Source organism: Shimia sediminis (assembly GCF_003990645.1).
Taxonomy (GTDB): domain Bacteria; phylum Pseudomonadota; class Alphaproteobacteria; order Rhodobacterales; family Rhodobacteraceae; genus Shimia; species Shimia sediminis.
Genome location: NZ_RYZK01000001.1, coordinates 134519 through 160256, shown reverse-complemented (window position 1 = coordinate 160256; position 25738 = coordinate 134519). Strand labels below are relative to the sequence as shown.

At 57.7% G+C, this 25738-nt stretch carries 24 protein-coding genes; 13 read left to right on the top strand and 11 right to left on the bottom strand.

From position 1 onward, the window contains the following. Nucleotides 1-50 precede the first annotated feature (50 nt). Nucleotides 51-470 carry a hypothetical protein gene (locus tag EK369_RS00820; protein WP_127111792.1) on the top strand — a complete coding sequence of 140 codons (420 nt, stop codon included), beginning with the start codon at nucleotides 51-53 and terminating at the stop codon, nucleotides 468-470. Between the two features lie 39 nt (nucleotides 471-509). Here EK369_RS00820 and EK369_RS00815 read toward each other — a convergent pair whose 3' ends face one another. Further along, entirely contained in the window at nucleotides 510-956 is a 447-nt protein-coding gene (locus tag EK369_RS00815; RefSeq protein WP_127111791.1) for a DsrE family protein, read from the bottom strand. A 174-nt stretch (nucleotides 957-1130) separates the two neighbouring features. On the opposite strand from EK369_RS00815, the gene EK369_RS00810 reads away from it, so the two are divergent. The 6 genes from EK369_RS00810 (at nucleotide 1131) to EK369_RS00785 (ending at nucleotide 6446) form a co-directional block, all read left to right on the top strand. Further along, a complete protein-coding gene (locus tag EK369_RS00810) occupies nucleotides 1131-2264 on the top strand; it encodes a carboxylate-amine ligase (RefSeq protein WP_127111790.1) in 1134 nt (377 codons plus the stop codon). 97 nt (nucleotides 2265-2361) lie between these two features. Beyond that, entirely contained in the window at nucleotides 2362-3507 is a 1146-nt protein-coding gene (locus EK369_RS00805; RefSeq protein WP_127111789.1) for an acyl-CoA dehydrogenase family protein, read from the top strand. An 86-nt stretch (nucleotides 3508-3593) separates the two neighbouring features. Then, on the top strand, nucleotides 3594-4634 hold the full coding sequence (locus EK369_RS00800) for an enoyl-CoA hydratase/isomerase family protein (protein WP_127111788.1): 1041 nt from the start codon (nucleotides 3594-3596) through the stop codon (nucleotides 4632-4634). Between the two features lie 3 nt (nucleotides 4635-4637). Continuing rightward, entirely contained in the window at nucleotides 4638-5510 is an 873-nt protein-coding gene (gene mmsB, locus EK369_RS00795) for a 3-hydroxyisobutyrate dehydrogenase (protein WP_127111787.1), read from the top strand. After that, a complete protein-coding gene (locus EK369_RS00790; protein WP_127111786.1) occupies nucleotides 5510-6181 on the top strand; it encodes a Crp/Fnr family transcriptional regulator in 672 nt (223 codons plus the stop codon). The genes mmsB and EK369_RS00790 overlap by 1 nt, the downstream gene beginning before the upstream one ends. 70 nt (nucleotides 6182-6251) lie before the next feature. After that, on the top strand, nucleotides 6252-6446 hold the full coding sequence (locus EK369_RS00785) for a YgaP family membrane protein (RefSeq protein ID WP_206198004.1): 195 nt from the start codon (nucleotides 6252-6254) through the stop codon (nucleotides 6444-6446). Nucleotides 6447-6485: 39 nt separating this feature from the next. On the opposite strand, the gene uvrA is transcribed toward EK369_RS00785, so the two are convergent. The 3 genes from uvrA to lpdA all read right to left on the bottom strand — a co-directional run bounded on the left by uvrA (nucleotide 6486) and on the right by lpdA (nucleotide 11583). Next, entirely contained in the window at nucleotides 6486-9356 is a 2871-nt protein-coding gene (gene uvrA, locus EK369_RS00780; protein ID WP_127111785.1) for an excinuclease ABC subunit UvrA, read from the bottom strand. A 221-nt stretch (nucleotides 9357-9577) separates the two neighbouring features. Then, nucleotides 9578-10138, bottom strand: a complete 561-nt coding sequence (locus EK369_RS00775; RefSeq protein ID WP_127111784.1) for a methyltransferase domain-containing protein — start codon at nucleotides 10136-10138, stop codon at nucleotides 9578-9580. 53 nt (nucleotides 10139-10191) lie between these two features. After that, entirely contained in the window at nucleotides 10192-11583 is a 1392-nt protein-coding gene (gene lpdA / locus EK369_RS00770; RefSeq protein WP_127111783.1) for a dihydrolipoyl dehydrogenase, read from the bottom strand. Between the two features lie 155 nt (nucleotides 11584-11738). On the opposite strand from lpdA, the gene EK369_RS00765 reads away from it, so the two are divergent. After that, the gene (locus EK369_RS00765) at nucleotides 11739-12143 is read left to right on the top strand and encodes a hypothetical protein (RefSeq protein WP_127111782.1); all 405 of its coding nucleotides are present in this window, start codon (nucleotides 11739-11741) and stop codon (nucleotides 12141-12143) included. 13 nt (nucleotides 12144-12156) lie between these two features. Here the strand turns inward: EK369_RS00765 and EK369_RS00760 are convergent, their stop codons facing one another. The 4 genes from EK369_RS00760 to EK369_RS00745 all read right to left on the bottom strand — a co-directional run bounded on the left by EK369_RS00760 (nucleotide 12157) and on the right by EK369_RS00745 (nucleotide 18651). Further along, entirely contained in the window at nucleotides 12157-12735 is a 579-nt protein-coding gene (locus EK369_RS00760; RefSeq protein ID WP_127111781.1) for a DUF924 family protein, read from the bottom strand. 101 nt (nucleotides 12736-12836) lie between these two features. Further along, nucleotides 12837-14102, bottom strand: a complete 1266-nt coding sequence (locus EK369_RS00755; RefSeq protein WP_127111780.1) for an MFS transporter — start codon at nucleotides 14100-14102, stop codon at nucleotides 12837-12839. A gap of 107 nt (nucleotides 14103-14209) precedes the next feature. Further along, nucleotides 14210-15256 carry a tRNA preQ1(34) S-adenosylmethionine ribosyltransferase-isomerase QueA gene (gene queA, locus EK369_RS00750; RefSeq protein WP_127111779.1) on the bottom strand — a complete coding sequence of 349 codons (1047 nt, stop codon included), beginning with the start codon at nucleotides 15254-15256 and terminating at the stop codon, nucleotides 14210-14212. Beyond that, nucleotides 15253-18651 (bottom strand): AsmA family protein, encoded by a 3399-nt coding sequence (locus tag EK369_RS00745; RefSeq protein WP_127111778.1) that lies wholly within the window; start codon nucleotides 18649-18651, stop codon nucleotides 15253-15255. Before EK369_RS00745 ends, queA begins: the two co-directional genes overlap by 4 nt. A gap of 79 nt (nucleotides 18652-18730) precedes the next feature. Here EK369_RS00745 and EK369_RS00740 point away from each other — a divergent pair, with 79 nt between their 5' ends. The 4 genes from EK369_RS00740 to EK369_RS00725 all read left to right on the top strand — a co-directional run bounded on the left by EK369_RS00740 (nucleotide 18731) and on the right by EK369_RS00725 (nucleotide 21997). Further along, nucleotides 18731-19192 carry a peroxiredoxin gene (locus tag EK369_RS00740; protein WP_127111777.1) on the top strand — a complete coding sequence of 154 codons (462 nt, stop codon included), beginning with the start codon at nucleotides 18731-18733 and terminating at the stop codon, nucleotides 19190-19192. Nucleotides 19193-19212: 20 nt separating this feature from the next. After that, nucleotides 19213-20025, top strand: coding sequence for a ferritin-like domain-containing protein (locus tag EK369_RS00735; protein ID WP_127111776.1), 813 nt, complete (start codon nucleotides 19213-19215; stop codon nucleotides 20023-20025). Between the two features lie 159 nt (nucleotides 20026-20184). Further along, nucleotides 20185-21498 (top strand): M23 family metallopeptidase, encoded by a 1314-nt coding sequence (locus EK369_RS00730; RefSeq protein ID WP_127111775.1) that lies wholly within the window; start codon nucleotides 20185-20187, stop codon nucleotides 21496-21498. Further along, nucleotides 21488-21997: a bactofilin family protein gene (locus tag EK369_RS00725; RefSeq protein WP_127111774.1), complete on the top strand. Its 510-nt coding sequence runs from the start codon at nucleotides 21488-21490 to the stop codon at nucleotides 21995-21997. The genes EK369_RS00730 and EK369_RS00725 overlap by 11 nt, the downstream gene beginning before the upstream one ends. 92 nt (nucleotides 21998-22089) lie before the next feature. On the opposite strand, the gene EK369_RS00720 is transcribed toward EK369_RS00725, so the two are convergent. The 3 genes from EK369_RS00720 to EK369_RS00710 all read right to left on the bottom strand — a co-directional run bounded on the left by EK369_RS00720 (nucleotide 22090) and on the right by EK369_RS00710 (nucleotide 24311). Beyond that, entirely contained in the window at nucleotides 22090-23058 is a 969-nt protein-coding gene (locus EK369_RS00720; RefSeq protein ID WP_127111773.1) for a DUF3179 domain-containing protein, read from the bottom strand. 94 nt (nucleotides 23059-23152) lie between these two features. Continuing rightward, entirely contained in the window at nucleotides 23153-23812 is a 660-nt protein-coding gene (locus EK369_RS00715; RefSeq protein WP_127111772.1) for a peptidylprolyl isomerase, read from the bottom strand. Then, a complete protein-coding gene (locus tag EK369_RS00710) occupies nucleotides 23799-24311 on the bottom strand; it encodes a peptidylprolyl isomerase (protein ID WP_127111771.1) in 513 nt (170 codons plus the stop codon). Before EK369_RS00710 ends, EK369_RS00715 begins: the two co-directional genes overlap by 14 nt. A 125-nt stretch (nucleotides 24312-24436) precedes the next feature. Between EK369_RS00710 and EK369_RS00705 the strand changes: the two genes are divergently transcribed. Next, nucleotides 24437-25627: a phosphoglycerate kinase gene (locus tag EK369_RS00705; RefSeq protein WP_127111770.1), complete on the top strand. Its 1191-nt coding sequence runs from the start codon at nucleotides 24437-24439 to the stop codon at nucleotides 25625-25627. The last annotated feature ends 111 nt before the right edge of the window (nucleotides 25628-25738 follow it).

The following is a 25738-nucleotide window of genomic DNA, read 5'->3' as shown; positions in this document are numbered from 1 at the left end:
TGTGTACGGGGCAGCCACGGTTGCCCCGTTTTCATATCTGTAAGTAGTGCATGCCAGTATCGTATAAAATCCTGAAAAATCATGGCCTTGTCTATGTCCGCTACGAGGGCACCGCGACAATGGACGAAACGATGGCGACCTTTGCGGACTATGCCAAACATCCCGATTGTCGTCCCGGCCTGAAACAACTTGTCGATCTGCGGCCTGTTATCGAGATCCAGTACGACTTTCCCAAGATGATGCAGATGCAGGCCACCAAGGCTGACGTGTTCATGGGCGGCCCTGCGGAAACCCTGATTGTCTATCTGGCCGACAAGCCTGACACCAAGGCACTGGCGCAGCTGGTGTTGCGATCGTGGGAGCCGTTCCCCTCGGTTGTCCCCATGGTCATCGAAGAAGAAGCCGAGGCGCTTGCCGTGCTTGGTCTGCGTGAAAACAGTATCGCCGAAGTACTTTCGCCGACAGTTTGAGAGAACCCGGCCTGATCCGGCCGGGTCCGTTTTTCTGGCCTACCAGGCCAGCGTTTGGGTGTTGGGATCAAACAACCATCCCGCCACAAGGTCCGTGCTCCCCATGACGACGCCGTCAATATAGTCAGCCTTGGTCAGGCCAGCCGCCTTGGAACAGGCACCGCACATGATGACCGTGCCACCATCCGCAATAAAGGCCTGCAGCATGTCCTGAATGGAGGTGCCGTTCTCGGCCATCAGGCCGTGCACGTGGCTGGGGCGTTTTTTGTCGGCCAGGTAGACGCCGCGCACATTCAGCCAGATCGCGGCCTCGTGGCCGGCATTTTGCGCCTTTTGGTGGGCGAACATGATCGCCTTGGCCGCAGCCCAGGTGTCATCGGTGGTCAAATTGACGAACAACCGCATCTCTGATTGCTCGGCCGAGGCCGTCAGCGGGGCCAGCAAAAGGCTGATAGCAAGCAGCAGCTGCTTCAGGACTGTTTTCATGTCATCTCTCCATGGGTATGCGCGTTCGGCTTTACATATTCTGAGTTTGGAATTCGATTCAAGGTAAAACATTCCCCCGCTGGAATGTTTTCTTGTCACACCCCCGCGGGCACAAACTTGTAATCGCGGCAAATTCCTGCTGAACTTGGCGCATACCCGTTTGGGAGGACGGCCATGTCATTGAAAGAACCGGATTTCACCATTGGAGTGGAAGAAGAATATCTGCTTGTCGACAAAGACAGCCTCGACCTCGCCCCTGCCCCCGAAGCCATGATGGATGCCTGCATGGCCGAGCTGCAAAGCCAGGTCAGCCCTGAGTTCCTGAATTGCCAGATTGAAATTGGCACCACCGTGTGCCGCACTGTTGCAGACGCCCGAGACGATCTGAAACGACTGCGCTCTACCGTTGCGCGGGTGGCAAGCGACTATAACCTTGCCCCTATCGCAGCCTCTTGCCACCCGGTTTCCGATTGGCGCGACCAGCACCACACGGACAAGGATCGCTACAACGCGTTGCGCGACGATCTGGCCGGGGTTGTGCGCCGCATGTTGATCTGTGGCATGCATGTGCATGTCGGCATCAACGAACCTGACCGCCGCATCGACCTGATGAACCAGCTTCGGTATTTCCTGCCGCATCTTCTGGCGCTGAGCTGCTCGTCCCCCTATTGGCAGGGCGAAGACACCGGCCTGAGCTGTTACCGCCTGACCGTCTTCGACAACCTGCCGCGCACCGGCCTTCCCCCCAATATGGATTCGTGGAGCACCTTTGAACGCTCGGTTCAGGCGATGACCGATGTTGGCGTCATCGAGGACAGTTCCAAGGTCTGGTGGGATCTGCGCCCCTCCTCGCGCTTCCCGACGCTGGAAACCCGCATCTGTGACGTGATGCCCCGGCTCGAACACACGGTGACATTGGCGGCGCTTATCCAGGGATTGACCCGTATGCTCTGGCGGCTGTCGACTCACAACCAGCGCTGGCGGCTTTATGATCGCTTCCTGATCGAGGAAAACCGCTGGCGGGCGCAGCGCTATGGCATGTCCGAAGGGTTGGTCGACTGGGGGTTGCGGGAAATTGTGCCCTTTGCGGATCTGCTACAGGAAATGATCGACCTGGTACAAGAGGACGGTGAGGCGCTCGGGTCCATGCAAGAGATTGAAAACGCGATGAACATTCTGCGCGACGGCAACTCATCCGACCGCCAGCGCGCGGTGTATGCGGACGCCATTCAGGCCGATTACAGCCACGATGAAGCCCTGCGCGCCGTCGTGCGCCACCTGACCGAGGAATTCCACGCGGATTTGTAATTCTGCGGACCCGTTTTGCAAAATTGCGCGCTGACACATTGGTGCAAGAATTGTATAATTTAACAACTGTTCAATTGCGCGTTTTGGGAGGAACCTGATGGACTTCGCACTTTCCGAAGAACAAACCCTGATTTTTGACATGGCCAAGGGCTTTGCCGAGGAGCACATCGCGCCCAACGCGCGAGATTGGGAAGCCGAGGGCACCATCCCCAAAGAGCTATGGCCGCAGCTGGCGGAACTGGGTTTTGGCGGGCTTTATGTCTCGGAAGAATATGGCGGCTCGGGTCTCTCGCGCCTTGATGCGACGTTGGTGTTCGAAGCCCTTGCCATGTCCTGCCCTGCCGTTGGCGCCTTTTTGTCGATCCACAACATGTGCGGCGGCATGATCGACAAGTTCGGCACTGAGGAAAACAAGCAGAAATGGCTGCCTGACCTCTGCACAATGGAGAAAGTGTTCTCCTACTGCCTGACCGAGCCGGGTTCCGGCTCGGATGCAGCCGCCCTGCGCACCCGCGCCGACAAAACCAACGAAGGCTACAACATGAACGGCACCAAGGCGTTCATCTCGGGCGGCAACTATTCCGACGTTTATGTCACCATGTGCCGCACCGGCGAAGACGGCCCCAAGGGGATCTCCACCATGGTCGTGGAGACCGGCATGGCGGGCCTCAGCTTTGGCGCCAATGAGCAAAAAATGGGCTGGAAGGCGCAGCCAACCAGCCAGGTGCAGTTCGACGATTGCCTTGTCCCGCACGAGAACATGCTCGGCGAAGAGGGCAAAGGCTTTACCTATGCCATGGCTGGTCTGGACGGTGGACGTCTGAACATCTCGGCTTCGGCCCTTGGTGGCGCTCAAAACGCGCTGGACCTCACCATGCAGTACATGTCTGAGCGTAAGGCATTTGGCAAATCCATCAATCAATTCCAAGCGTTGCAGTTTCGCCTGGCCGAGTATGAAACCAAGCTGCAAGCCGCCCGCACCTTTCTGCGTCAGGCCGCCTGGAAACTGGATAACGGCGCGCATGATGCCAGCAAGTTCTGCGCCATGGCCAAACTGATGGTGACCGACGCGGCCTTTGACGTGGCCAATGGCTGCCTGCAGCTGCACGGCGGCTATGGCTATCTGGCGGACTACGGCATCGAAAAGATCGTGCGCGATTTGCGCGTGCACCAGATCCTCGAAGGTACCAACGAGATCATGCGCCTGATCATCTCGCGCCAGATGATCGCGGATGCGGCCTGACGTCCAATAGGTTACAAAAGCGTTAGCAAAATACCGACGTAATACCGACGTGATACCGACGCGATACAGACAGGGATTTTTGGTCCATGAGTGACATCAATATCCGCAAGTCCGGCAAGACCGGCCGCATCACATTCACCCGCCCCAAAGCGCTGAATGCGATGTCCTACGAGATGTGCATTGCCATCGAAGAGGCACTGGATCAGTGGGCCACGGATGACGATGTACAGATGATCGTGATCGACGCCGAAGGTGAAAAAGCCTTTTGCGCGGGCGGTGATATCGCGGAGCTTTACGAGACCGGAACCAACGGAAATTACGCATTTGGACAAAAATTTTGGGCTGATGAGTACCGAATGAACGCCAAAATGTTCGAATTTCCCAAACCGGTCGCGGCCTTTATGCAAGGCTTTACCATGGGTGGCGGCGTTGGTGTGGGCTGTCATGGCAGCCACCGCGTGGTCGGAGACACGAGCCAGATCGCCATGCCGGAATGCGGCATTGGGTTGGTTCCGGACGTGGGCGGTTCCTACATCCTCGCCCATGCGCCAGGACGGCTGGGCGAGTACCTCGGCCTCACCGCGGCCCGCCTGAACGCCGGAGATGCCATTCACGCAGGCTTCGCCGACTATTACATCCCCGAGGCCCAATGGCCTGATCTCATTGAGAAAATCGAGGAAACCGGCGATTGGTCCCTAGTTGACGAGGCCGCAAAACACATCGATCCCGGCCCCATCGCCGCGCAGGCGGCCGAGATCGATGCAGAGTTCGGTGGCGAGACCCTTCTGGACATCGTCAACGCGCTGAACGCCGCCGACAGCGGCTTTGCCCGTGACACGCTGAAAAAGCTGTCGCGCAACTCGCCACTCGCCATGGGCTGTGCGTTGGAGATCATCCACCGCGTCCGCACCAATGGCACCATTCATGGTGCGCTGGATCAGGAATACCGCTTTACCTATCGCGCGATGGAGCACGGGGATTTCCTCGAAGGTATTCGCGCGCAGATCATCGACAAAGACCGAAATCCCCAATGGAAACATGAGCTTGATAAACTGCCCGTCATGGCGGTCAGCCAAATGCTCATGCCTTTGGGAGACGCGGCACTGACATTTGAAAAGGGAGAATAAGCCATGAAAATCGGTTTCATAGGTTTGGGAAACATGGGCGGTCCGATGGCCGCCAATCTGGCCAAGGCAGGCCATGATGTCACCGGCTTTGACATGGCAGACGTTGCGATCGAAGGGGTCAGCATGGCACCCTCGGGCGCTGAGGCCGCCAAGGGCGCAGACGTCGTGATCACCATGCTCCCCAACGGCGCCATCCTGCGTGCCGTCGCCAATGAGCTGATCCCGGCCATGGACCGGGGCGCAGCGCTTGTGGATTGCTCAACCGTCGATGTGGAAAGCGCCCGTGCTGTCGCCGAACAGGCCGCCGCGGCAGGCCTGTTGTCAGTCGACGCCCCCGTTTCGGGCGGCGTGGGCGGCGCTGCTGGCGGCACGCTCACCTTTATGGCGGGCGGCAGCGACGATGCCTTTACCAAAGCGAAACCTTTGTTCGACATCATGGGCCAGAAAGCGGTGCATTGTGGCGAGGCAGGCGCAGGTCAGGCGGCCAAGATCTGCAACAACATGATCCTTGGTGTGACCATGATCGCCACCTGCGAAGCCTTTGCTTTGGCTGACAAACTGGGCCTGAGCCGGGAAAAAATGTTCGACGTGGTCAGCACCTCATCCGGCTATAGCTGGACCATGAATGCCTATTGTCCCGCGCCCGGCGTTGGTCCGCAATCTCCGTCGGACAATGACTACAAACCCGGCTTTGCCGCTGACCTGATGCTGAAAGACCTGCGCCTGTCACAACAGGCCGCCGAAGCAGCCGATGCAGATACCCCGATGGGTCAGATGGCACGCGATCTTTATGCGCAGTTCGTCGAAAGCGAAGACGGCGCGGGTATGGATTTCTCAGCCATGCTGCCCCGGTTCGAAAAGCGCGGGCGCGGCTGATGACCTGGGTTGGCGAGGACACGACACTTGCTGCCCTGCCCGACCACGACAAGGCGCAGTTATCGCGCCTGAAGCCCATTCAGCTCCCCAAAGGTGCCCGGCTGTTTCAGCCGGGTGATCCCGTTCAGGGCTATGCGATTGTTCTGGCGGGCCGAGTCGATGTGACCCTGGCAACGGCTTCAGGCCGCGAAATCCTGATTTATTCGGTGGTCCCCGGTCAGTCCTGCATTCAGTCCACGCTGGGGCTGATGGGGGGCGACACGGATTACAGCGCGCAGGCCGAAACCACCGAGGCCACAAAGTTGGTCTTGTTGCCGCGCGCGTTGTTTTCCGAGTTGATGGCCACCTCTCAAGCCTTTCGTGGCGTTGTATTCAATGCCTTTGCCGGGCGGATGCAACTGATGATGGAGATGCTGGAAAAGCTCGCCTTTCAAACTGTTGAAGCACGTTTGGCCGAAAGACTGCTGAAGTTGGAGGCCAAGCCCGACGCGCCGATACACATCACGCAGGCCGAACTGGCAGCACAGCTGGGCACCGCGCGCGAAGTGGTATCCCGCAGACTCGAGGCCTGGGCCAGACGCGGCCTCGTGGAAACCGGCCGTGGCACAGTTACGATCCGCGATTCTGAAGGGTTGCGCGCCGCTGCCCTTGCGGAACGTGGCGCTATGTGACCGCGGTCACAGACGCACATTGCGAATCCGGTTAGACAGCAGGCAATCCATTGCAAAGAAAGGAAAAACCATGCTGTCCAAAAACGTAGGAAACCTCGACCGGATCGCCCGCATTGTCATTGGGGCCCTTTTGATCCTCGGGGCTGTGATGGGATACGGGGTCTGGATGTGGATCGGCGTCATTCCACTGGCGACAGGGTTGATGTCGTCCTGCCCGCTTTATTCAATCTTTGGCATCCGCACCTGCCCGATGTCCAAAGACTAAAACCCAAAAGAGTGACAGGGGCTGACCCTGTCGCTCTTTCTATTCCGCGGCAACCCGCTTGGCATTCAGCATCTCTTTCAGATAGCGGCCTGTGTGGCTGCGCCCCTCTTCGGCCACCTCTTCGGGCGTGCCAATGGCAACGATTTCTCCACCACCGTCGCCGCCCTCGGGGCCGATATCAATGATGTGGTCCGCGGTTTTCACAACATCAAGGTTATGCTCGATCACGATCACCGTGTTGCCCTGATCAACCAACTCATGCAGCACTTCGAGCAGCTTGCGCACATCCTCGAAATGCAGGCCTGTGGTCGGCTCATCGAGGATATAGAGCGTCCGCCCCGTGGACCGTTTGGCCAACTCTTTTGACAGTTTCACCCGCTGGGCTTCGCCACCGGAAAGCGTGGTCGCCTGTTGGCCGACCTTGATGTAGCCAAGACCCACACGCGCCAGGGCGTCCATCTTGTCCCGAATGGCTGGCACCGCCTTGAAGAAGTCTTGCGCGTCCTCGACAGTCATATCAAGAACGTCCGCTATGCTCTTGCCTTTAAAGCGAATTTCCAGAGTTTCGCGGTTGTAGCGTGCGCCCTGACAGGTCTCGCAGGTCACGTAGACATCCGGCAGGAAATGCATCTCGATCTTGATGACACCGTCGCCCTGACAGGCCTCGCAGCGACCGCCCTTGACGTTAAAGCTAAAGCGGCCCGGCTTGTAGCCCCGCGCCTTGGCCTCGGGCAGGCCCGCGAACCAGTCACGGATCGGCGTGAAAGCGCCGGTATAGGTGGCCGGGTTGGACCGCGGTGTGCGCCCGATGGGGCGCTGGTCGATGTCGATGACCTTGTCCAGATGCTCCAGCCCCTTGATGGTTTCGCAGGGCGCCGGTGTCTGGCGCGCACCGTTCAGGCGCATCGAGGCGGTTTTGAAAAGGGTTTCGATGGTCAGGGTCGATTTCCCCCCACCGGACACACCGGTGACACAGACGAATTTGCCCAGCGGGAAATCGGCTGTGACCTTCTGTAGGTTGTTGCCGGTGGCTTTGACAACGCTCACTTTTTTGCCGTTGCCATCGCGCCGGTCAACAGGAATTCCAATCTCGCGCTGGCCCGAGAGATATTGCCCGGTGAGCGAGGCCGCGTCTGCGGCGATCTCTGCCGGAACACCCTGAGAAACCACCTGACCACCGTGAACACCGGCACCCGGGCCGATGTCGAACACGTAGTCAGCCTCGCGGATGGCCTCTTCGTCATGCTCCACCACAATCACGGTGTTGCCTTGATCACGCAGGTTTTTGAGCGTGCCCAGCAGGCGGTCATTGTCGCGTTGGTGAAGACCAATCGAAGGTTCATCCAGCACGTAGAGAACCCCCGTCAGGCCTGAGCCAATCTGGCTCGCCAAACGGATACGTTGGCTTTCGCCCCCCGACAGGGTCCCACTTGAACGTGAGAGCGTAAGGTATTCTAATCCCACATTATTCAGGAAGCCAAGTCGTTCGCGAATCTCTTTGACGATGGCCCGCGCGATCTCTTGTTTCTGGGGCGTCAGCTGATTCGGCACGTCGTCGATCCAGGCAAGCGCCTCGCGGATCGACATTTGCACAACATGCCCCACATGACGCAGGTCATCGCCACGGCCGATGCGCACTGCCAGAGCCTCTTCGCGCAGGCGGTGACCGCGACAGGTGCCGCAGGGGCGGTTGTTCTGGTAGCGCTCGAACTCTTCGCGAATCCAGTTCGAGTCAGTCTCGCGGTAACGGCGCTCCATGTTGGGGATGACCCCTTCGAACACACGGGTGACCTGATAGACACGGCCCCCTTCGTCATAGCGGAACTCGATTTCCTCGTCGCCCGATCCATAGAGAAACACCTGCTGCACTTTCTTGGGCAGGCTTTTCCACGGTGTGTTCTTGTCGAACTCAAAATGCTTGGCGATGGCTTCAATCGTTTGCAGGAAATACGGAGATTTGCCCTTGCGCCAAGGGGCCAATGCGCCATCGTAAACCTTGAGCGTCTGATCCGGAACCACAAGACGTTCGTCAAAGAACAGTTCCATCCCCAGACCATCACAATCCGGGCAGGCCCCGAATGGCGCGTTAAAGGAAAACATCCGCGGCTCAATCTCTGGGATGGTGAAACCGCTGACTGGGCAGGCAAAGTTCTCGGAAAAGGTGATCCGCTCGGGCTCACCCTCTTTCGGAGCGGTTTCAAGAATGGCGATGCCGTCAGCCAGATCAAGCGCTGTGCGCAATGAGTCCGCCAGACGGGTTTCCAACCCCTCGCGGATCACCAGACGGTCGACCACCACGTCGATGTCATGGCGGAATTTCTTGTCGAGCGTGGGCGGTTCATCCAGTTCATAAAACGCGCCGTCCACTTTGACACGCTGAAAGCCCTGCTTGCGTAACTCGAGGAATTCCTTGCGATATTCGCCTTTTCTGTCGCGCACGATCGGCGCCAGAAGATAGCCACGCATGCCCTCCTCCAGCGTCATGATCCGGTCAACCATATCCTGCACCTGTTGCGCCTCGATGGGCAGGCCCGTGGCCGGGCTATAGGGTGTGCCGACCCGCGCGAACAAGAGACGCAAATAGTCGTAGATCTCGGTCACCGTGCCAACGGTGGACCGGGGGTTCTTCGATGTGGTTTTCTGTTCGATCGAAATCGCCGGGCTGAGACCGCTGATATGGTCGACATCCGGCTTTTCCATCATATCCAGAAACTGGCGGGCATAGGCCGACAGGCTTTCGACATACCGGCGCTGACCTTCGGCGTAGATTGTGTCAAAGGCCAATGACGACTTGCCAGAGCCACTAAGACCAGTGATCACCACCAACTGATCGCGGGGAATGTCCACGTCGATGTTCTTGAGATTGTGCTCGCGTGCGCCGCGCACTTCGATGTTCTTCAGTTCAGCCATCAATGCCCCCAAACCTGTTCCCTAGAGATAGGTTAATCCCACCCCGACGCCAACCAAAAAATGAGAACGAAACAGGAACTATTGCGTGCTAAACCGGCCAAACTGCATGCTGGGAGTACAAATCTGTGCAAATTCAATATCATGCCCTACTGACAGAATACTTCAGGAGGCGTCCACCGAAGGTTCGTGTACATTGTCTGTAACGATTGAACCGTGGATTATCAGGTTTTCTGTGCAAGAGCCCAGGCACAGATTGGCATATCCGGGTCGTTGTCCAACGGATCGTTGACCTCGTCATACTCTGGCGGCCATTTGGGTTCCAAGTTGCGCAGGGCCGCGTTGCGGTTGCCCCATTGATCTGCCTGAATGTCTTCTTCTTTGAACCCACATTCGATCAGCAGGTTCTTGAGACCCCGCGCAGACCAACGCGAACAGTCGGTTGGGGCCGCGTGGAAGGGAATGTAAAACGGCACCGCCAGCCAGAAATGACCACCCTTGCGCAGCATCTTTCGGATGTTTTTGGTGGCCATATAAGGGCGGTCCAGATGCTCCCAGACCTGATTGGCGAGGATCAGGTCAAACTTAAGCGGTTTGCCGTCTTCATCCGTAAAGGGCCCGGCGCAGACGTCATACTCGGGATAGCGGTATTGCTGGTAGGACTTAAAGTCGAACATTTGCCCCCAATGCCCTGAAATCTCTGCAACATTCAGCTTTTTAGGTCCAAGGGATCGGATCATTTGCCGACTGGACTTGGCCATGACAATGCGGTTCAGGCTGGGCATTCTGCCTCTTTCATTTGGCTGGGATTGTGGTCGGTCTGCGAAGATCTTGGCGCTTACATATGGATCACACGCCCATAGGCGTCGAGCACACTTTCGTGCATCATTTCCGAGAGGGTCGGATGCGGGAAAACCGTGTTCATGAGTTCGACCTCGGTCGTTTCCAAGGTGCGCCCGACCACGTATCCCTGGATCATCTCTGTCACCTCGGCACCGACCATATGCGCGCCCAGGAGTTCTCCGGTTTTGGCGTCAAACACGGTTTTTACCATGCCTTCGGCCTCGCCCAGAGCGATCGCCTTGCCGTTGCCGATAAAGGGAAAGCGGCCCACCTTGATCTCATAACCCAGCTCCTTGGCCTTGGCCTCGGAATAGCCGACCGAGGCCACCTGTGGATGGCAATAGGTGCAGCCTGCGATGCTTTCAGGTTTGACGGGGTGCGGATTTTGGCCCGCAATCAGCTCGGCGACCATGACACCCTCGTGAGACGCCTTATGCGCAAGCCAGGGCGCGCCAGCAATATCACCTATGGCAAAAAGGCCATCGACACCGGTTCGACAATACTCATCCGTCACAACGTGGGTGCGGTCCACCTTGACGCCCAGACCTTCCAGCCCCAGCCCCTCGACGTTGCCGACAATACCAACGGCGGAAATCACCGTGTCAAAGTCGTGCTTTTCTACCTTGCCCTTTACTTCAATGTGCGCGGTCACCTTGCCCTTGGCACGATCCAGCTGCTTGACCATGGCCTTTTCCATGATGGTCATGCCCTGTTTGATGAATTGCTTCTTGGCGAAGGCCGAGATTTCAGCATCTTCCACGGGCAACACACGGTCCATCACCTCGACCACGGTCGTATCTGCCCCGAGGGTATTGTAAAAACTGGCGAATTCAATGCCGATGGCGCCTGATCCGATGACCAAGAGCTTCTTGGGCATACGGGGCGGTTGCAGCGCGTGCTTGTAGGTCCAGACGAGATCACCGTCGGCCTCGAGCCCCGGCAATTCACGCGCCCGGGCGCCTGTGGCGAGCACAATGTTCTTGGCGGTCAGGTCTTCGGTGCCTTTGCCCGTTTTAACACTAACCTTGCCCTTGGCAGGCAGCGTCGCCTCGCCCATCACGACCGTGATCTTGTTCTTCTTCATCAAGTGGCCGATGCCACCCGAGAGTTGTTTCGCAACCCCGCGCGAGCGTTTGACCACAGCGTCGAGATCGTAGCTGATCTTTTCAGCCTTGAGCCCAAACTCGCTGGCGCGTTCCATCAGGTGAAACACCTCTGACGAGCGCAAAAGCGCCTTGGTCGGAATGCAGCCCCAATTGAGGCATATGCCCCCCAGATGCTCGCGCTCGACAATCGCAACCCTGAGCCCCAGCTGTGCGCCACGGATAGCCGCCACATAGCCACCGGGACCAGCGCCGATCACGATCAGATCGAAGTTAGATGACATTGGAGACCCTCATTCATTGCACGTTACTGCGAGCCTAGAGGAGTTGCCAAAGCACTTCAACTTGCCCCTGCCCCATGGGCCATCTGAAAACTCGGGCTGGGCATCTTTTGGAAATTCGACCACTTTGGTCCCAAAGAGACTTAGGGAATTTGGTGATGAAGATTCTAAAAGACTTGTTGCTTGCCTGTGTGAACGCCACGCTGGTTCTTGTTGCGCTGTGCCTGTTCTTGCTCTGGCAGCTGTCCGGCACGGTCGAACGTGTCACGGCGGAGTTTTCAAGCAACCTGAGTGTGTTGGCGCCAGTTAAGACCCGGATCGACACCTTGACACAGGAAGTGGTGGCATTGCGCACAGAGGTGAGCCAACGCTCTCCAGGTGCAGACCTTCAGTTGAAACTGTCCAAGATCGAATCCGAGGCACAAAGGCTCAACGATGTATTGACCAATATCTCCAAAACGCCGGAACGGGTCATGCAGACATCTATACGTGCCACTGCCGAAAGTGCGACAGACGTGCTTTTGCAGCTTCGCAGCTGCAAAGCCGAAGACGCCGCCAGCTAGAAAAACAAAGCGACTAGCTGGCGCGTTGCAGTTCCTGCACCGTGTGCCCATACCCGCCGAGATCAATGTACTCTTTCTCGGGGCCAGTGTAGTGGCGCGCCAGAGCATCGTTGCGATACGGAAAGCGGCCAAACTGGCGGATCACTTCGCGATGCGCCTTGGCGTGCAGCATATTGGATGCGCCGGTTTCGGGCATACGCTGCAACATCATCCGCACACAGCGTTCCTGATCACACAGGTTTTCAGAATGCATCAGCGGAAGATAGAAGAACTGGCGCGCGGGCTCGTCGATTTTCAGGTCCCATTTCTGATGAATGGCTGCCTTGGCCGCTGCGAGTGCTGCACGATCCGAGCAAAAGGCCTTAGACGTGCCACGGAACATGTTGCGCGGGAATTGGTCGTTGAGGATGATATAGGCCAGCGCACCGCTGGGATATGTCAACCACTGCGCAAAGCTGCCCTCTTGTGCGCTCTTCCATGTGTCCATGAACCTGTCACGGATCTGTTGATCCAACTCGTCCGAGACCGCGTACCACCCTTCGGGGCCGACCTCGTCCAGCCAGAAGTTCAAGATTTCTTCGGGCCCTGCCATCGCCCAAACTCCTTGTATGAGTCACCCACCACGGTGACATAAAAATGTTACACAGGAAATTAAGACTTTTTTAAGTAACAAATTGCGACATCAACGACATATTACATGGCGTTTTCTGCCTCTTCCTCTTCCAGGGCCAGTTCGATGGCGAATTCCTGCGCAGCTTCGACGGCGACAGGAGAAGATGTCGGCAGGACGGGGGCATAGGTGCCGGTATCCTCAATGGCCACTGCGGCGCGACGTGTCATGCGGAAGGCCGCATAGGCGCTGATCGCCAGCATGAGAAAGGCCAGAAACAGAAAGTAGCCCGACGGGCCTGCCAAACCCATCAGCCAGCCGGTCAGAACCGGCCCGGCAATGGCGCCAAGACCGTTGATGAACACCATTCCGCCAGAGGCGGCGGCCATGTCTTCGTGCTCCAGATAGTCATTGGCGTGGGCAATCAAGAGCGAATACAGCGGGTTGGAGAACCCGCCAATCAAAGCCGCGGCGACCAGAAGCATGGCAAAGGATGTGCCAAAGACCATCCCAATCAGGGCACCTGCGCCTCCGATCAGCCCGGCAAACAGGATCAGAACCCGACGATCCATGCGGTCCGAGAGCCAGCCCAGTGGATACTGAACCAGCATACCGCCAACGTAGAACGAGGCGACAAAGATCGAGATGTCCTTGACCGACATCCCGATCGAAGCTGCATAGACCGCAGACATGCCAAATTGGGCGGCAAAGACGCCTCCCAGCAGGAACATGCCCACTGTTCCCAAGGGTGAGATTCTGACCAGTTCCCGCAGGCTCATCGGTTTGGTCGCCTCAAAGGCAGGGGTGGGCGAAATGCTCAGAAGAATGGGCGCAAACGAGATCGAGACCAGCACCGAGGGGATGACGAACAGCACGAAACCAGACGGATCCGCCGTCACCATTATGGCCTGGGCGGCAATCACGCCGATCATCTGCACGATCACGTAAAGCGACAGGGCCTGACCACGGGTTTCATTGGTGGCCGCGTTGTTGAGCCAGCTTTCCGCAGTCACATACACGCCAGAGAAACAGAAACCGATCAGCACCCGGCAAAAGAACCAAACGACCGGATTGGTAAAGGTGGGATAGATGATGATAACGGCCGAAATGAACGAGGCCAGCGCCGCAAAGACCCGAACATGTCCGACACGGCGGATCATCTCGGGTGTCATGCGCGATCCCCCCAGGAAACCCACAAAGTATCCGGCCATCACCAAAGACATCTCAAAGGTCGAAAAGCCCTCGATTTCTCCGCGGATCCCGAGGAGCGTCGATTGAACACCGTTGCCAAGGGTCAACAGCAACATGCCCAGCAACAACGCCCAGGCACCTGACAGGAATTGGAACATCGGGGTCTCCTCGCGCGTTTCCGACTGGGTGTTTCCCCCACCTCACATGGCAGGGGGATGATGTATGGTCTGTCCGCGACCAACTTAACACATTTGCGGCAGAGTCTTCATGGAAGCAAAAGAGAGGCGTCGCCGTAGGAAAAGAACCTGTATTCTTCTCTCACTGCATGGTCGTAGATGTTTTGGATACGCTCTTGCCCCATCAGAGCAGAGACCAACATCATCAACGTGGATTTTGGCAGGTGGAAATTGGTCATGAGTGCGTCGGCCACGTGAAAGGTAAAACCCGGATAGATGAAGATATCTGTCCCGCCCTCCCAAGGAGAAATGGTGCCCGACCTGCCTGCGCTTTCGATCAGGCGCAATGCGGTTGTACCAACGGGGATCACCCGTCTTCCGGCTGCCTTGGTTGCGGCAATCTCGGCGGCGGCTTTTTCCGTGACCTGCCCCCATTCCGAGTGCATCTTGTGCTGGGTAACGTCCTCGACCTTGACCGGTAGAAAGGTGCCTGCGCCGACATGTAACGTGACATAGGTAAACTCCACGCCCCGCGCTTTGAGCGCTTCCAGAAGCACGTCATCAAAGTGCAGCGAAGCCGTTGGCGCAGCGACTGCTCCGGAGTGCCGTGCCCAAACGGTCTGATAGTCTGTCTTGTCCTGCTCATCTGCTGCACGTTTGGCAGCAATGTATGGCGGCAGAGGCATGGCGCCGGCATCTGCCAGAGCTGCATCAAAGTCTTCGCCGCTCAGATCAAATTGCAAAGACGCCTGCCCATCGTTCTTGTTCAATAGCCGCGCGCTCAACCGCTCCGAAAAGACGATGGTTTCACCTTCGCGGACCTTCTTCAGCGGTTTGACAAGGGCGCTCCACTGCCCATCAGCGCCGGGTTCAAGCAGGGTGACCTCGATCCGGGCCCTGGTTTCGCCTTCGGCACCCTGCCGCTTTCGAAACCCGCTGAGCCGCGCCGGGATCACGCGGGTATCGTTCAGCACCAACCGGTCACCGGGACGCAGCCATTGGGGCAAGTCAGAGACCACATCGTCGGTAATCCTGTCACCCTCGGCCACCAAAAGCCGTGCAGAAGACCGTGGATTGGCAGGCCGGGTCGCAATCAACGCCTCGGGCAGATCAAAGTCAAAATCTGAAAGGTTCATCTGTTTTCGCCAGTCTGATCTTCGCCCAAGTCATGTTGCACAGGCTCGGATGTGTTTGTGTCGGGCATGGCCTCGTTCGGGACGCGGAAAATCTCTCGTAAAAAACCGGGCGTCAAGGCCGAGAGCGGATTAACCGTGATGTTGTAGTCATCAGGTGTACCATCTAGGAAATAGTTAAAGCCAACCAGCCCTTCGCCTTTTTTGGAAATCACCCGCCCGACAGCATTCAGCACGTAGACCGGTGAAAAGACGCCCTGAAACTTCATCACATTGCTGGCCATATCCATGGTGCCATCAAGCGAAATGCCCATTCCGGGGCCAACAGCGCTGCCTTGGGTCACGATGAGGGTCGACGGCGTAACCCGAAAGCGCGACGACACTTCGGTCAACGAGATGCCGGGACCATTCAACTGATCCAAGAGGCCAATCAAACTGACCGCGTTCAAAAGCTCGGCAAAAGCCGGTGCATCAAGGACCCGGACATTGCGGATGGTCACGCGCCCATCAAATACACCGTCTTCGGCGGCTTGCTCCAATCGCAAAGTGAAACGCCCTGGCCCGCTGGTTCTGGCCAGTCCGATTTCACTCATGATGTCTCCGCCACGGGATGACTCCACGCGGAAAAGGGGCCCATTTTTACCGGGTAACATTTCGCCAGTCACCGGTGCACCTCCGTTGAAGCGCCCGGAAAATGTGCCGGTCAATCCGCCCTGATCCACAAATCGCCCTTCAAAGTTGCTGAGGTAATAGCTTTCCGACACCTGAACCCGTTGCAAACGCGCTTCGATCGGTCCCATCGGATCCCCATCGGACGCGTTGCCTGAACCCGACGGCAGGCCACGAATGTCAAAACTGCCATCCGTCAGAACGATACCCGGGGCGAGTCCCTCGCCCCGTCCGACCAAAGCGCCCTGCCCGCTCAACCAGCTTCCGACTTCGAATTGCTCCAGCGTGGCCCGGTCCAGACCGCCTTCGGGGCGCAACGACACTGCGCCATTGACCGCCAAACCCGGTGCTTCGAAGGCGAAGTCGTCGACCCTGACCAGCTTTTCCAGAGAAATGTTCACGTCGAGAATCCCGGGAATTTCTGGCGCCTTGGCAAACCCAAGCGGCGGGTAAGACACACCCAATCCAACCAGATCGGACTTGAGTGACAGATCGGGTGCTTTGCCTTTTTGGATGTCGAGCTGAAACTCTGCTGGCGCGGCACCTGAAAAGCTCTCCAAGGGAAAGCCGATGTCGAATTCTTCCACCGCGAGACGGCTGAGTTCGGCCTGACCTGTCAGCACACTGCCGCCATTGCTTTTCGGGCCGATCGGGGCCTCCCAACGCGCATGAACGGGTAGCTTCCCGACAGTTCCGTCGCCTTCGATCATGACTTTGTCGTTGTCGACAAAACCGGTCATGTTGCCCGCGATCACCTTACCGGGAATGAAATGTGTGGTTACAACGTCGTCCAGGGCGAGGTTTGCAACAAACGTCACTTCCTCTGGTTGGAGTTTTGGCTTGAGCGTGAGGTCGATTTCTCCAACAGCATGCACTGTACCCGTCGCCAGATCCACGGGTAGATTGGCATTGTCCATCACCGAAAGCGGTGGGCGATTGAGCAGAGATAGCGCCGCGGTGACTGGTCCTTTTGCAACCAAACGAACCAGAGCCGGGGATTGCTTGACCTGTGTATTCCGGACAACAAAGCCGGTGCCGGCAATATCCAGTCGCCCGCCCTCATCCGCTTCGACGTAACCCGCTTCTGCGCCTACAAGGAACTGATTGCGAGAGAATGTCGCCACGCCTTTGGCTGCGCGCAAAGGTGGCAACGTCTTCAGGAAAGTCAGGTCGAGGTCATGGAACTGAAAATCCGCGTAGATCTCTGGGGCTTCACTTCCCCGGGATCGTATCGCCAGATTGATGTCGCGCACCTCAACGTTGTGAATGCGGGTCGCAATGAAGTTGCGCAGCCCCTCCTTGGCCCCTTCGGGCCAGACCCCCAGCAGAGCGTCACGTTCCAATTGGGTCATGCTGCCGTCAACAGCAAATTTCCAATGGCGGGATTCAGGTTTCAGCGATCCAGAAAATCTGAGCCGCTGCCCGCCCTGAGACAGGACCAGCTGGCCCAGGGTCAATTCAAAAGGATCCAACCGAAGCCGAAAGTCGGCAAATCCGCTGTCGAGCGCAACGGGGCTGTTTTCCAGAAAGTTGGGATTAATCTCGAACTGGGTGAACTCGAGCTGTGCGATCAGCTCCTGGGGAATGCCCTGATCCGGGCGGCGCAGTGCTACAGTGCCCTGTGCTGTTGCCGCCACCCGGTCAGCTTGAATCGAGAATTGGTCAAGCGACAGTATCTGACCTTTGGGATCATAAGTGAGGTAGGTGTTTGCCGATTTGAACGGAATGGGAAGAACCTGATCATTGGGTTGGAGGGCACCCTCGCCAATCTGCAGCGCCACGGCAGTCAGGCCCAACACGCCATTTTCATCCGTTGACGTGCGCAAAGACCCCGAAATCGGCGCGTTCAGCACCTCCAACCATGAGAGTGCAGGACTTTGCGATGCGATTTCCCGCGACGGCATGTCTTCGAATGTCAGGCCGAACTGTGCCACATTGGTGTCGAGATCCAGGTCAATCGAGGTTTCCACCGACGAGACATAGGCCCGTGCCCCCAGCGCCACCAGATTTGCGCGAAAGGACACATTGTTGTCCTGCCGGCTAAGACGCGCCTGACCACCATCGATGGTCCATCCCTGACCGGCACGGATATCTTCAAACCGCATGCTGAGCCCCTGAACCTGAACGTCCTGCAACGCATGCAGCAAGGGTTGGTCCAGCACTTCGGTCATGAGACTGCCCAGATTGGCAAGTGAGGCGCGCAGATCGATTGCACTGCTTTGGTCGCCTTCGCCCAGTGTGAGGTTGAACGAACCGTCGTTCAGGCGACGCAAGCTCAAGGACACTCCGGAAATCTTGATGGACTTGGGCGCTATCTGCCGTTTCAGAAGGCTGTCAAAAGACAGAGAAACATCCACCTCGTCCAACTGAATGGCGCTCGACCTGTTGCTCTCGCGCAGCTCCAGGTTCTCGGCCCGTAATCGGGGGTGGAAACCGTCCTCGATCACCAGCCCCAAGCGGCCCAGCGAGATGTCCAGATGCGGCAGCTGTTCCGCGAGCAACAGCTCAGCCCGGTTTGAAATCCAGGATGGAATGGTGATCGGGCGACCGGTGAGCATGAACAAGGTCAGTGCAACCACACCAACCAGAGCCATCACGCTGGCAATCAGCCACAAGCCCACCTTGCGCCCACGGCGCGGACGGCGGGGCGGCTCTTCTTGGGGTGTCTCCGGGGTGATGTCCGGGTGGGACAGGGGGACCTCAACTTTCTTTCGTTTCTGCCGCCTCAATGGCCACTTTGCTCACAAGGCACTTGCCCGTGCACATATGCGCAATACCTTATGCCTGCCATAATACAGGATTCTCAAGATGTTTGACCTTTCCGACCCCGCTCCCGGCTTTATTTTGCCTGCCTCTGATGGATCAACTATCAAACTCGCTGATTTAAAGGGACAAAATGTAGTCCTATTCTTCTATCCCCGCGACAACACGGCGGGCTGCACAAAAGAGGCAATCGGTTTCACCGAGGCTTTGGGTGCCTTTGACGCAGCCAACACAAAAGTTTTTGGCATTTCAAAGGACAGTATCACCTCGCATGAGAAATTTGTTGCCAAGAAAGACCTTGGCATGCCGCTCTTGTCAGACGAACACAACACCACCTGCGAGGACTATGGCGTCTGGAAGGAAAAGAAGATGTACGGCAAGACCTTTATGGGGATTGAGCGGTCCACTTTTCTGATTGACGCCGAGGGTCGGATTGCTGGTATCTGGCGCAAAGTCAAAGTTGACGGCCACGTGGCCCAAGTTCTGGAGGCCGCACAGGCGCTGTGACCACAAAAACACTTTCCCAAATGGCAGTGGAGGTTCTGACCACCGCTGACGGGCGCGCCAAGACCGCGCTGAGCCACAGATATGCAGCAGACTGGTTCGCCGCGCGCGATGCGGGTGCGCCACTTGCGATTGGCAATGCGCAACCGCCCTTGCGCCCGTCCCGACCCGACAGGCCCGAGTTGTTGTCCCCCCGCGATGTCCCCCGTCGGCGCCCCGGTAGCCCGCAAGGACGCATCGCGCTGTTACACGCCGTGGCGCACATCGAATTGAACGCCGTTGACCTGCACTGGGACATTATTGCTCGGTTTTCTGACCACCCGATGCCGATGGGGTTCTATGATGACTGGGTGAAGGCTGCGGATGAGGAATCCAAACACTTCAATCTTGTTTGTGACTGCCTGGAAGACATGGACAGCTATTATGGCGCCCTGCCCGCCCATGCCGGTATGTGGCGCGCCGCCGAAGACACGGCCGAGGACTTTATGGGGCGATTGGCAGTGGTGCCCATGGTGCTGGAAGCGCGTGGTTTGGATGTGACTCCGGGCATGATCGAGATTTTTCGCAAAGCCAAGCAAAACGCCACGGTTGAAGCGCTCGAGATCATCTACTCCGAAGAAGTCGGCCACGTGGCTTATGGATCAAAGTGGTTCCATTTCCTGTGTGGACGGCACGAGAAAGATCCCAAAGACACCTTTCATGGTCTTGTACGTCGGTATTTTCACTCGGCACTGAAACCGCCCTTCAACGAAGAGAAACGGGCCGAAGCGGGCTTGCCCCCTGATTTCTATTGGCCTTTGGCCGAAGAAACGCCCCTTAAACAACGCGGATCCTAGGATTTGGCAAGCAATTCCTTGCCTGTTTTTTCAGTGCGCGTCCATGCCGCTCTGTATGGTGTAGCAAAATCCTTGCCCCAAAGGTAAGCAATCGTTAAGAAATCCGGGCCGGGACATCAGAAGTCCGGATTGTTGGGATGGGACTAAGGACAAATTCACGTGCGTTCACGTCTGGCTATTAAAGTTCACGCGCTTCTCGAGCGCTGGTTTCCCGAGCGGCGGCTGTTTCTGCGCTCAGAGGAAGACACGCGCTTTATCCGTCTGCGCCCGGCAACCCAACTCATCGCTTTCGCGGGTGGATCGGTCATCGTTGCATGGACCATCGTGGCGACAGCAATCCTGTTGATGGATTCGATTGGCTCGGGCAATTTTCGCGAACAGGCACGTCGCGATCAACAAACCTATGAACAACGCCTGAATGATCTCTCGGAAGAGCGCGACGCGCGCACCGAGGAAGCATTGGCTGCGCAGCAGCGGTTCAACTCGGCACTGAGCCAAATCTCTGACATGCAGTCAGAACTGCTGGCGTCGGAAGCCCGCCGCCGCGAGTTGGAAACCGGGATCGAAGTGATTCAGTCCACCTTGCGGCGCACCATGAAAGAGCGCGAGCTGGCCTTGGCAGAGGCCAAATCGCTGAGTCAGGATGCCTCGCAAAACGCACTCGCTGATGCTGGTGCCTCGCCCCTGGGCAATGACATGCTCGACACGCTGTCGACGGTCCTGGCCGAAACTGCCGCCGAGCGCGACCAGGTTCTGGCGGATGCCAAGGCGGCACTGGACGCGGCAAAAGAGATGCAGCTGGAACTGGCCCTGATGGAAGAGAAGAACGATCAGATCTTCCGTCAGCTTGAAGACGCCATGACCATCTCGGTCGATCCGCTGGAAAAAATGTTCCAGGCCGCAGGTATGGACACCAAGTCGATGCTGGAGCAGGTACGCCGTGGGTACAATGGCCAGGGTGGTCCCTTGATGCCGATGTCATTCTCGACCAAGGGCGGCCAATTGACCAAGGAAACTGTCCGCGCCAACCGCCTTCTGGATCAGATGGACGAGTTGAACATGTATCGGATCGCGGCGGAAACTGCGCCGTTTGATATCCCGATCAAGAGCGCCTTTCGCTACACCAGTGGCTTTGGCATGCGCTGGGGCCGGATGCATAACGGCACCGATTTTGCTGGAAAACACGGCACACCGATCCTTTCAACCGCAGATGGCGTCGTGATTCACGCCGACTGGCTGTCGGGATATGGCCGCCTGATCAAGATCAAGCACGAATTCGGAATCGAAACCCGCTACGCCCACTTGGCGAAAATCCGCGTGAAGGTTGGACAAAGGGTCTCGCGTGGGGATCATATTGGTGATATGGGCAACTCTGGACGGTCGACCGGGACGCACCTGCACTATGAAATCCGGATGAATGGTCGCGCCCAGAACCCGATGAAATTTATCAAGGCTGGAAGAAATGTTTTCTAAGAGCAAAATCAACGAACCCGCACCGAAATCAGCTGATATGGCTAAGCCTGCTGCGCCCGAAACACCTTCTGCCGTGCCGCCAAAGCCGACGACAGACTTCAAAGCGTCGACCGCCCCAAAGGCCAAGCCACCGGCATCGATCCTGTCTTCGGATCTGCACATTTCCGGCAATCTGAAGACCACAGGCGATATCCAGGTTGAAGGCACCGTCGAAGGCGACATTCGTGCGCACCTGCTGACCGTGGGCGAGAGCGCCACCATCAAAGGCGAAGTGATTGCTGATGATGTCGTCGTCAATGGCCGAATTGTTGGCCGCGTGCGTGGCCTCAAGGTTCGCCTGACATCGACGGCTCGTGTTGAGGGTGACATCATCCACAAGACCATCGCGATCGAGAGCGGCGCGCATTTCGAAGGTTCGGTCCAGCGTCAGGACGACCCGCTGACCAAGAAGAAAGCCGCCGCCCCTGCCCAAGCAGCCGCGCCCAAGGCCGACGCCTGATCGGTTTACCAAGCGAATTTTTGGAAAGAGCGTCCTGTCCGGGCGCTCTTTTTCTTTGTCTCACCGGGACGGCATCGCGGCAGGTGGATCGCTTACTGGCCCAGCATCCACGCCCCATCTGGCCAGAAAGCATGGTAGGCAAAGGCAAACATGACGTCATGGGCCACATCGCGTCCTTGACTGTCACGCACACGGATCGAACCGACATCCCGCCCTCGTGACATCGTTCCCGCATCCAAAGCTGAGGCCTGCCCCGGTTGCCAGCTGATTTCCAACCCGGCCTCGCGCACGACGCCTTTGTCACGCAGCCGCTGCATGGGCCAGGCACGATCCCCAACCCGAACCACCCGCGATAAGGCCGCAATCCCATGCGGCGGCAGTTCGCCATTGTAGAGGAATGGACGTTTTGAACTGTCGTAACTCTCGTAGGGATTGCGCCCATACCGGCGGTTATGAGGCGGCTCAGCCATCACCAGCCCATCCGGGTTGCGCGTGCGAAACTGATCCCAACCTTCCATCCAGCTGACCACCAGGGTCAACTCGGTGCCCGTAAGGTCGCCGACGATGGCGGTTCCGATGGCCTGCTGCCACCAGCTTTGGGTTTCACGGTCGTACATGATCATGTCTGAATTGCGCAGCTTGCCAGACACGCCAAAGGTCAGGACCTGACCCCCAGCCCGTCGGTCAAAGGTAAGTGCCGAGTTGCACAAAGGGCAAAACGTGACGGCAACAGGTACGCCCGCCACCGTGTCATTCACAATCTCATGCCACGTCAGGTACCGCAGAGGATAGGCACGCGGCGCAGCTCCCGGGATCTCAACCGTAATCACCGGTTCAATCTTGCCGATGCGCGTCTCGTCCGAGGCCCGAATGAACTGCGGATCACTCAAGGCGGGAATGCCATCTTTGGGAGGGCCACCTGACAAGACTTCGGTCCAACTGCTGACCGTGGTCTTTGCAAAATCCGTCTCAGGCCACTCGTGTTTCCAGAAGTCGGGGTTTGCCTGTACGGCTGAAACCCACGACATGAGGCTGAACAAGGCTAAAAGCAAGCGGATCATGATTGTGCCCTCCTGTGACCACAGGGAAGGCTCGCAAAAAATAAGGGGGGCCGGATAGCCCCCCTCACAACAGTTTGATGCTTGGTGACGTGCCTTACTCCGCGACAATCAGCTTCTGCATGACGTCTGGCTGGCCAATCACGGCGCCATTTGGCCCCTTGCCCAACTTGATCGCATCCACAACCTCCATGCCTGCAACCACTTTGCCAACAACGGTGTATTGGCCATTCAGGAAATGACCAGGTGCAAACATGATGAAGAACTGCGAGTTGGCGGAATTTGGGTTCTGCGAACGGGCCATGCCGACAATGCCACGGTCAAACGGCTTGTCAGAAAACTCCGCAGGCAGATCAGGGTGCTGCGATGCCCCCATGCCCGCGCGCCGCATGTCGCCGCCTACCTTGCCGAACTCCACATCGCCGGTCTGCGCCATGAATCCTTCGATAACACGGTGAAAGACCACGTTGTCATAGGCACCAGCCGCCGCCAATGTCTTGATGCGCTCGGCGTGTTGCGGCGCGATGTCCTCGAACAGATCGATCGCAACGACCCCATTTGCCTCGCCTGAGATCGCGATGGCAATGTCCGCCCCGTCCGGCACCACCAACTCACCGCTGGTTTCGGTCGTTTCGGTTGTGCTGGTGTCTTCAACCGCTGGCGCAGGTTCGTCGCCGCTGTTCAGCCACCAAGCGACGGCCGCTGCAATCGCAACGGCCACAAGGATCAGGGAAAGAAGTTTTTTACTCCGCGACATCTGCGGCCACTTTCACCGAGATCATACGGTCAGGGCTCGCTGGCGGCTCACCGCGAGTGATGGCATCGACATGTTCCATGCCCTCGATCACCCGGCCGTAAACAGTATATTGGCCGTTCAGAAAGTGATTGTCGCTGAAGTTGATGAAGAACTGCGAGTTTGCGCTGTCAGGCATTTGGCTGCGTGCGGCACCCAGGGTTCCGCGATCATGCGGAATGCGGCTGAACTCGGCCTTGAGGTTGGGAAGATCCGACCCACCGGTGCCCGCGCTGCGCAGGTTGAAATTATTCTCCATGTTGCCATTGGCGACATCCCCGGATTGCGCCATGAACCCGTCGATCACGCGGTGAAAGCACACGTTGTCATACTGGCCCGAGCGGGCAAGCTCTTTCATGCGCTCACAATGTCCCGGCGCAATATCCGGCATCAGTTCGATCACGACATTGCCGTCTTTCAGCTCCATCACGATGGTGTTTTCGGGGTCTTTGATCTCGGCCATGGGGCCCTCCTGTCATATCTTTGCGCGCTAGTTAATCATGTGGGGCGGTAAAGCCAAGAGATCGCATTGACGAGGACGGTGTTTCCTATAGAGAACAGGGCAAAGATTTGCTGACGGAGACGATTATGAGCTGGAAAACCCTTGACCAGATGGAATTGGACGGCAAACGCGTTCTGACACGCGTGGATATCAATGTTCCGACTCTCGATGGCGTTGTCACGGATGCGACACGCATTTTGCGGATCGCCCCAACCGTCAAGCACATCCTGGCCTCTGGCGGGCGTCCGGTTCTGCTGGCCCACTTTGGCCGTCCGGGTGGTGAGCGCCGCGAAAACCTGTCGTTGAAACAGCTTGTGCCAACCCTGGAGCAAGCTTTTGAAGCGCCGGTTGTTTTTGCTGCCGATTGCGTCGGGACCGAGGCCGAACTGGCTGCAGAAACCCTGCAACCGGGTCAGATTCTGTTGTTGGAAAACACGCGCTTTCACGCCGGTGAAACCAAGAACGATCCCGATCTGGCTGCGGGAATGGCCAGGCTCGGGGACGTTTATTGCAACGATGCGTTTTCGGCCGCACACCGCGCGCACAGCTCGACCGAAGGTCTCGCCCGTCTCCTCCCCGCCTGTGCGGGACGTTTGATGCAGGCAGAACTCGAAGCATTGGAAAGTGCGCTCAGCAAACCGGAACGTCCGGTGACCGCAGTCGTTGGCGGCGCAAAGGTGTCAACAAAGCTGGAACTCCTGTCGAACCTCATTGAAAAGGTGGACACTCTGGTCATTGGCGGCGGCATGGCCAACACGTTCCTGGCAGCACAGGGATATGACATTGGCGTCTCGCTGGCCGAGCGTCTGATGACAGATACCGCCAAAGAGATCATGGCCAAGGCCAAGGACACCGGCTGTGCCATCCTGTTGCCGCGCGACATTGTCGTGGCACGCAAGTTCGAAGCCCATGCAGACAATGAAACCGTCGCACTTGACGCCTGCCCGTCGGACGCGATGATTCTGGATGCCGGTCCTGAAAGCGTTGCGGCCATCACCGACGTTCTTCAAGCCAGCAAAACCCTGATCTGGAACGGCCCTCTCGGCGCGTTCGAGATCGAACCCTTTGATGCTGCGACCAATGCTGCGGCCCTTAAGGCCGCCGCGTTGACACGATCTGGCCAGTTGACCTCGGTCGCGGGTGGCGGGGACACGGTCTCAGCCCTCAATGCATCCGGCGCGGCGCGGGATTTCAGCTACATCTCAACTGCAGGCGGCGCTTTCCTGGAATGGATGGAAGGCAAGGTTCTGCCAGGTGTCGCCGCGCTGGAAGAGTAAACCAAACGACCTCGTAGGTCGGACAAAATTGTCCGACCTACGCGCGATCTGAACGTCGTTAGCGCCACCATGATTGCAACCAAGGCAGGGCTCGCATAGAAGCGGGTCAAA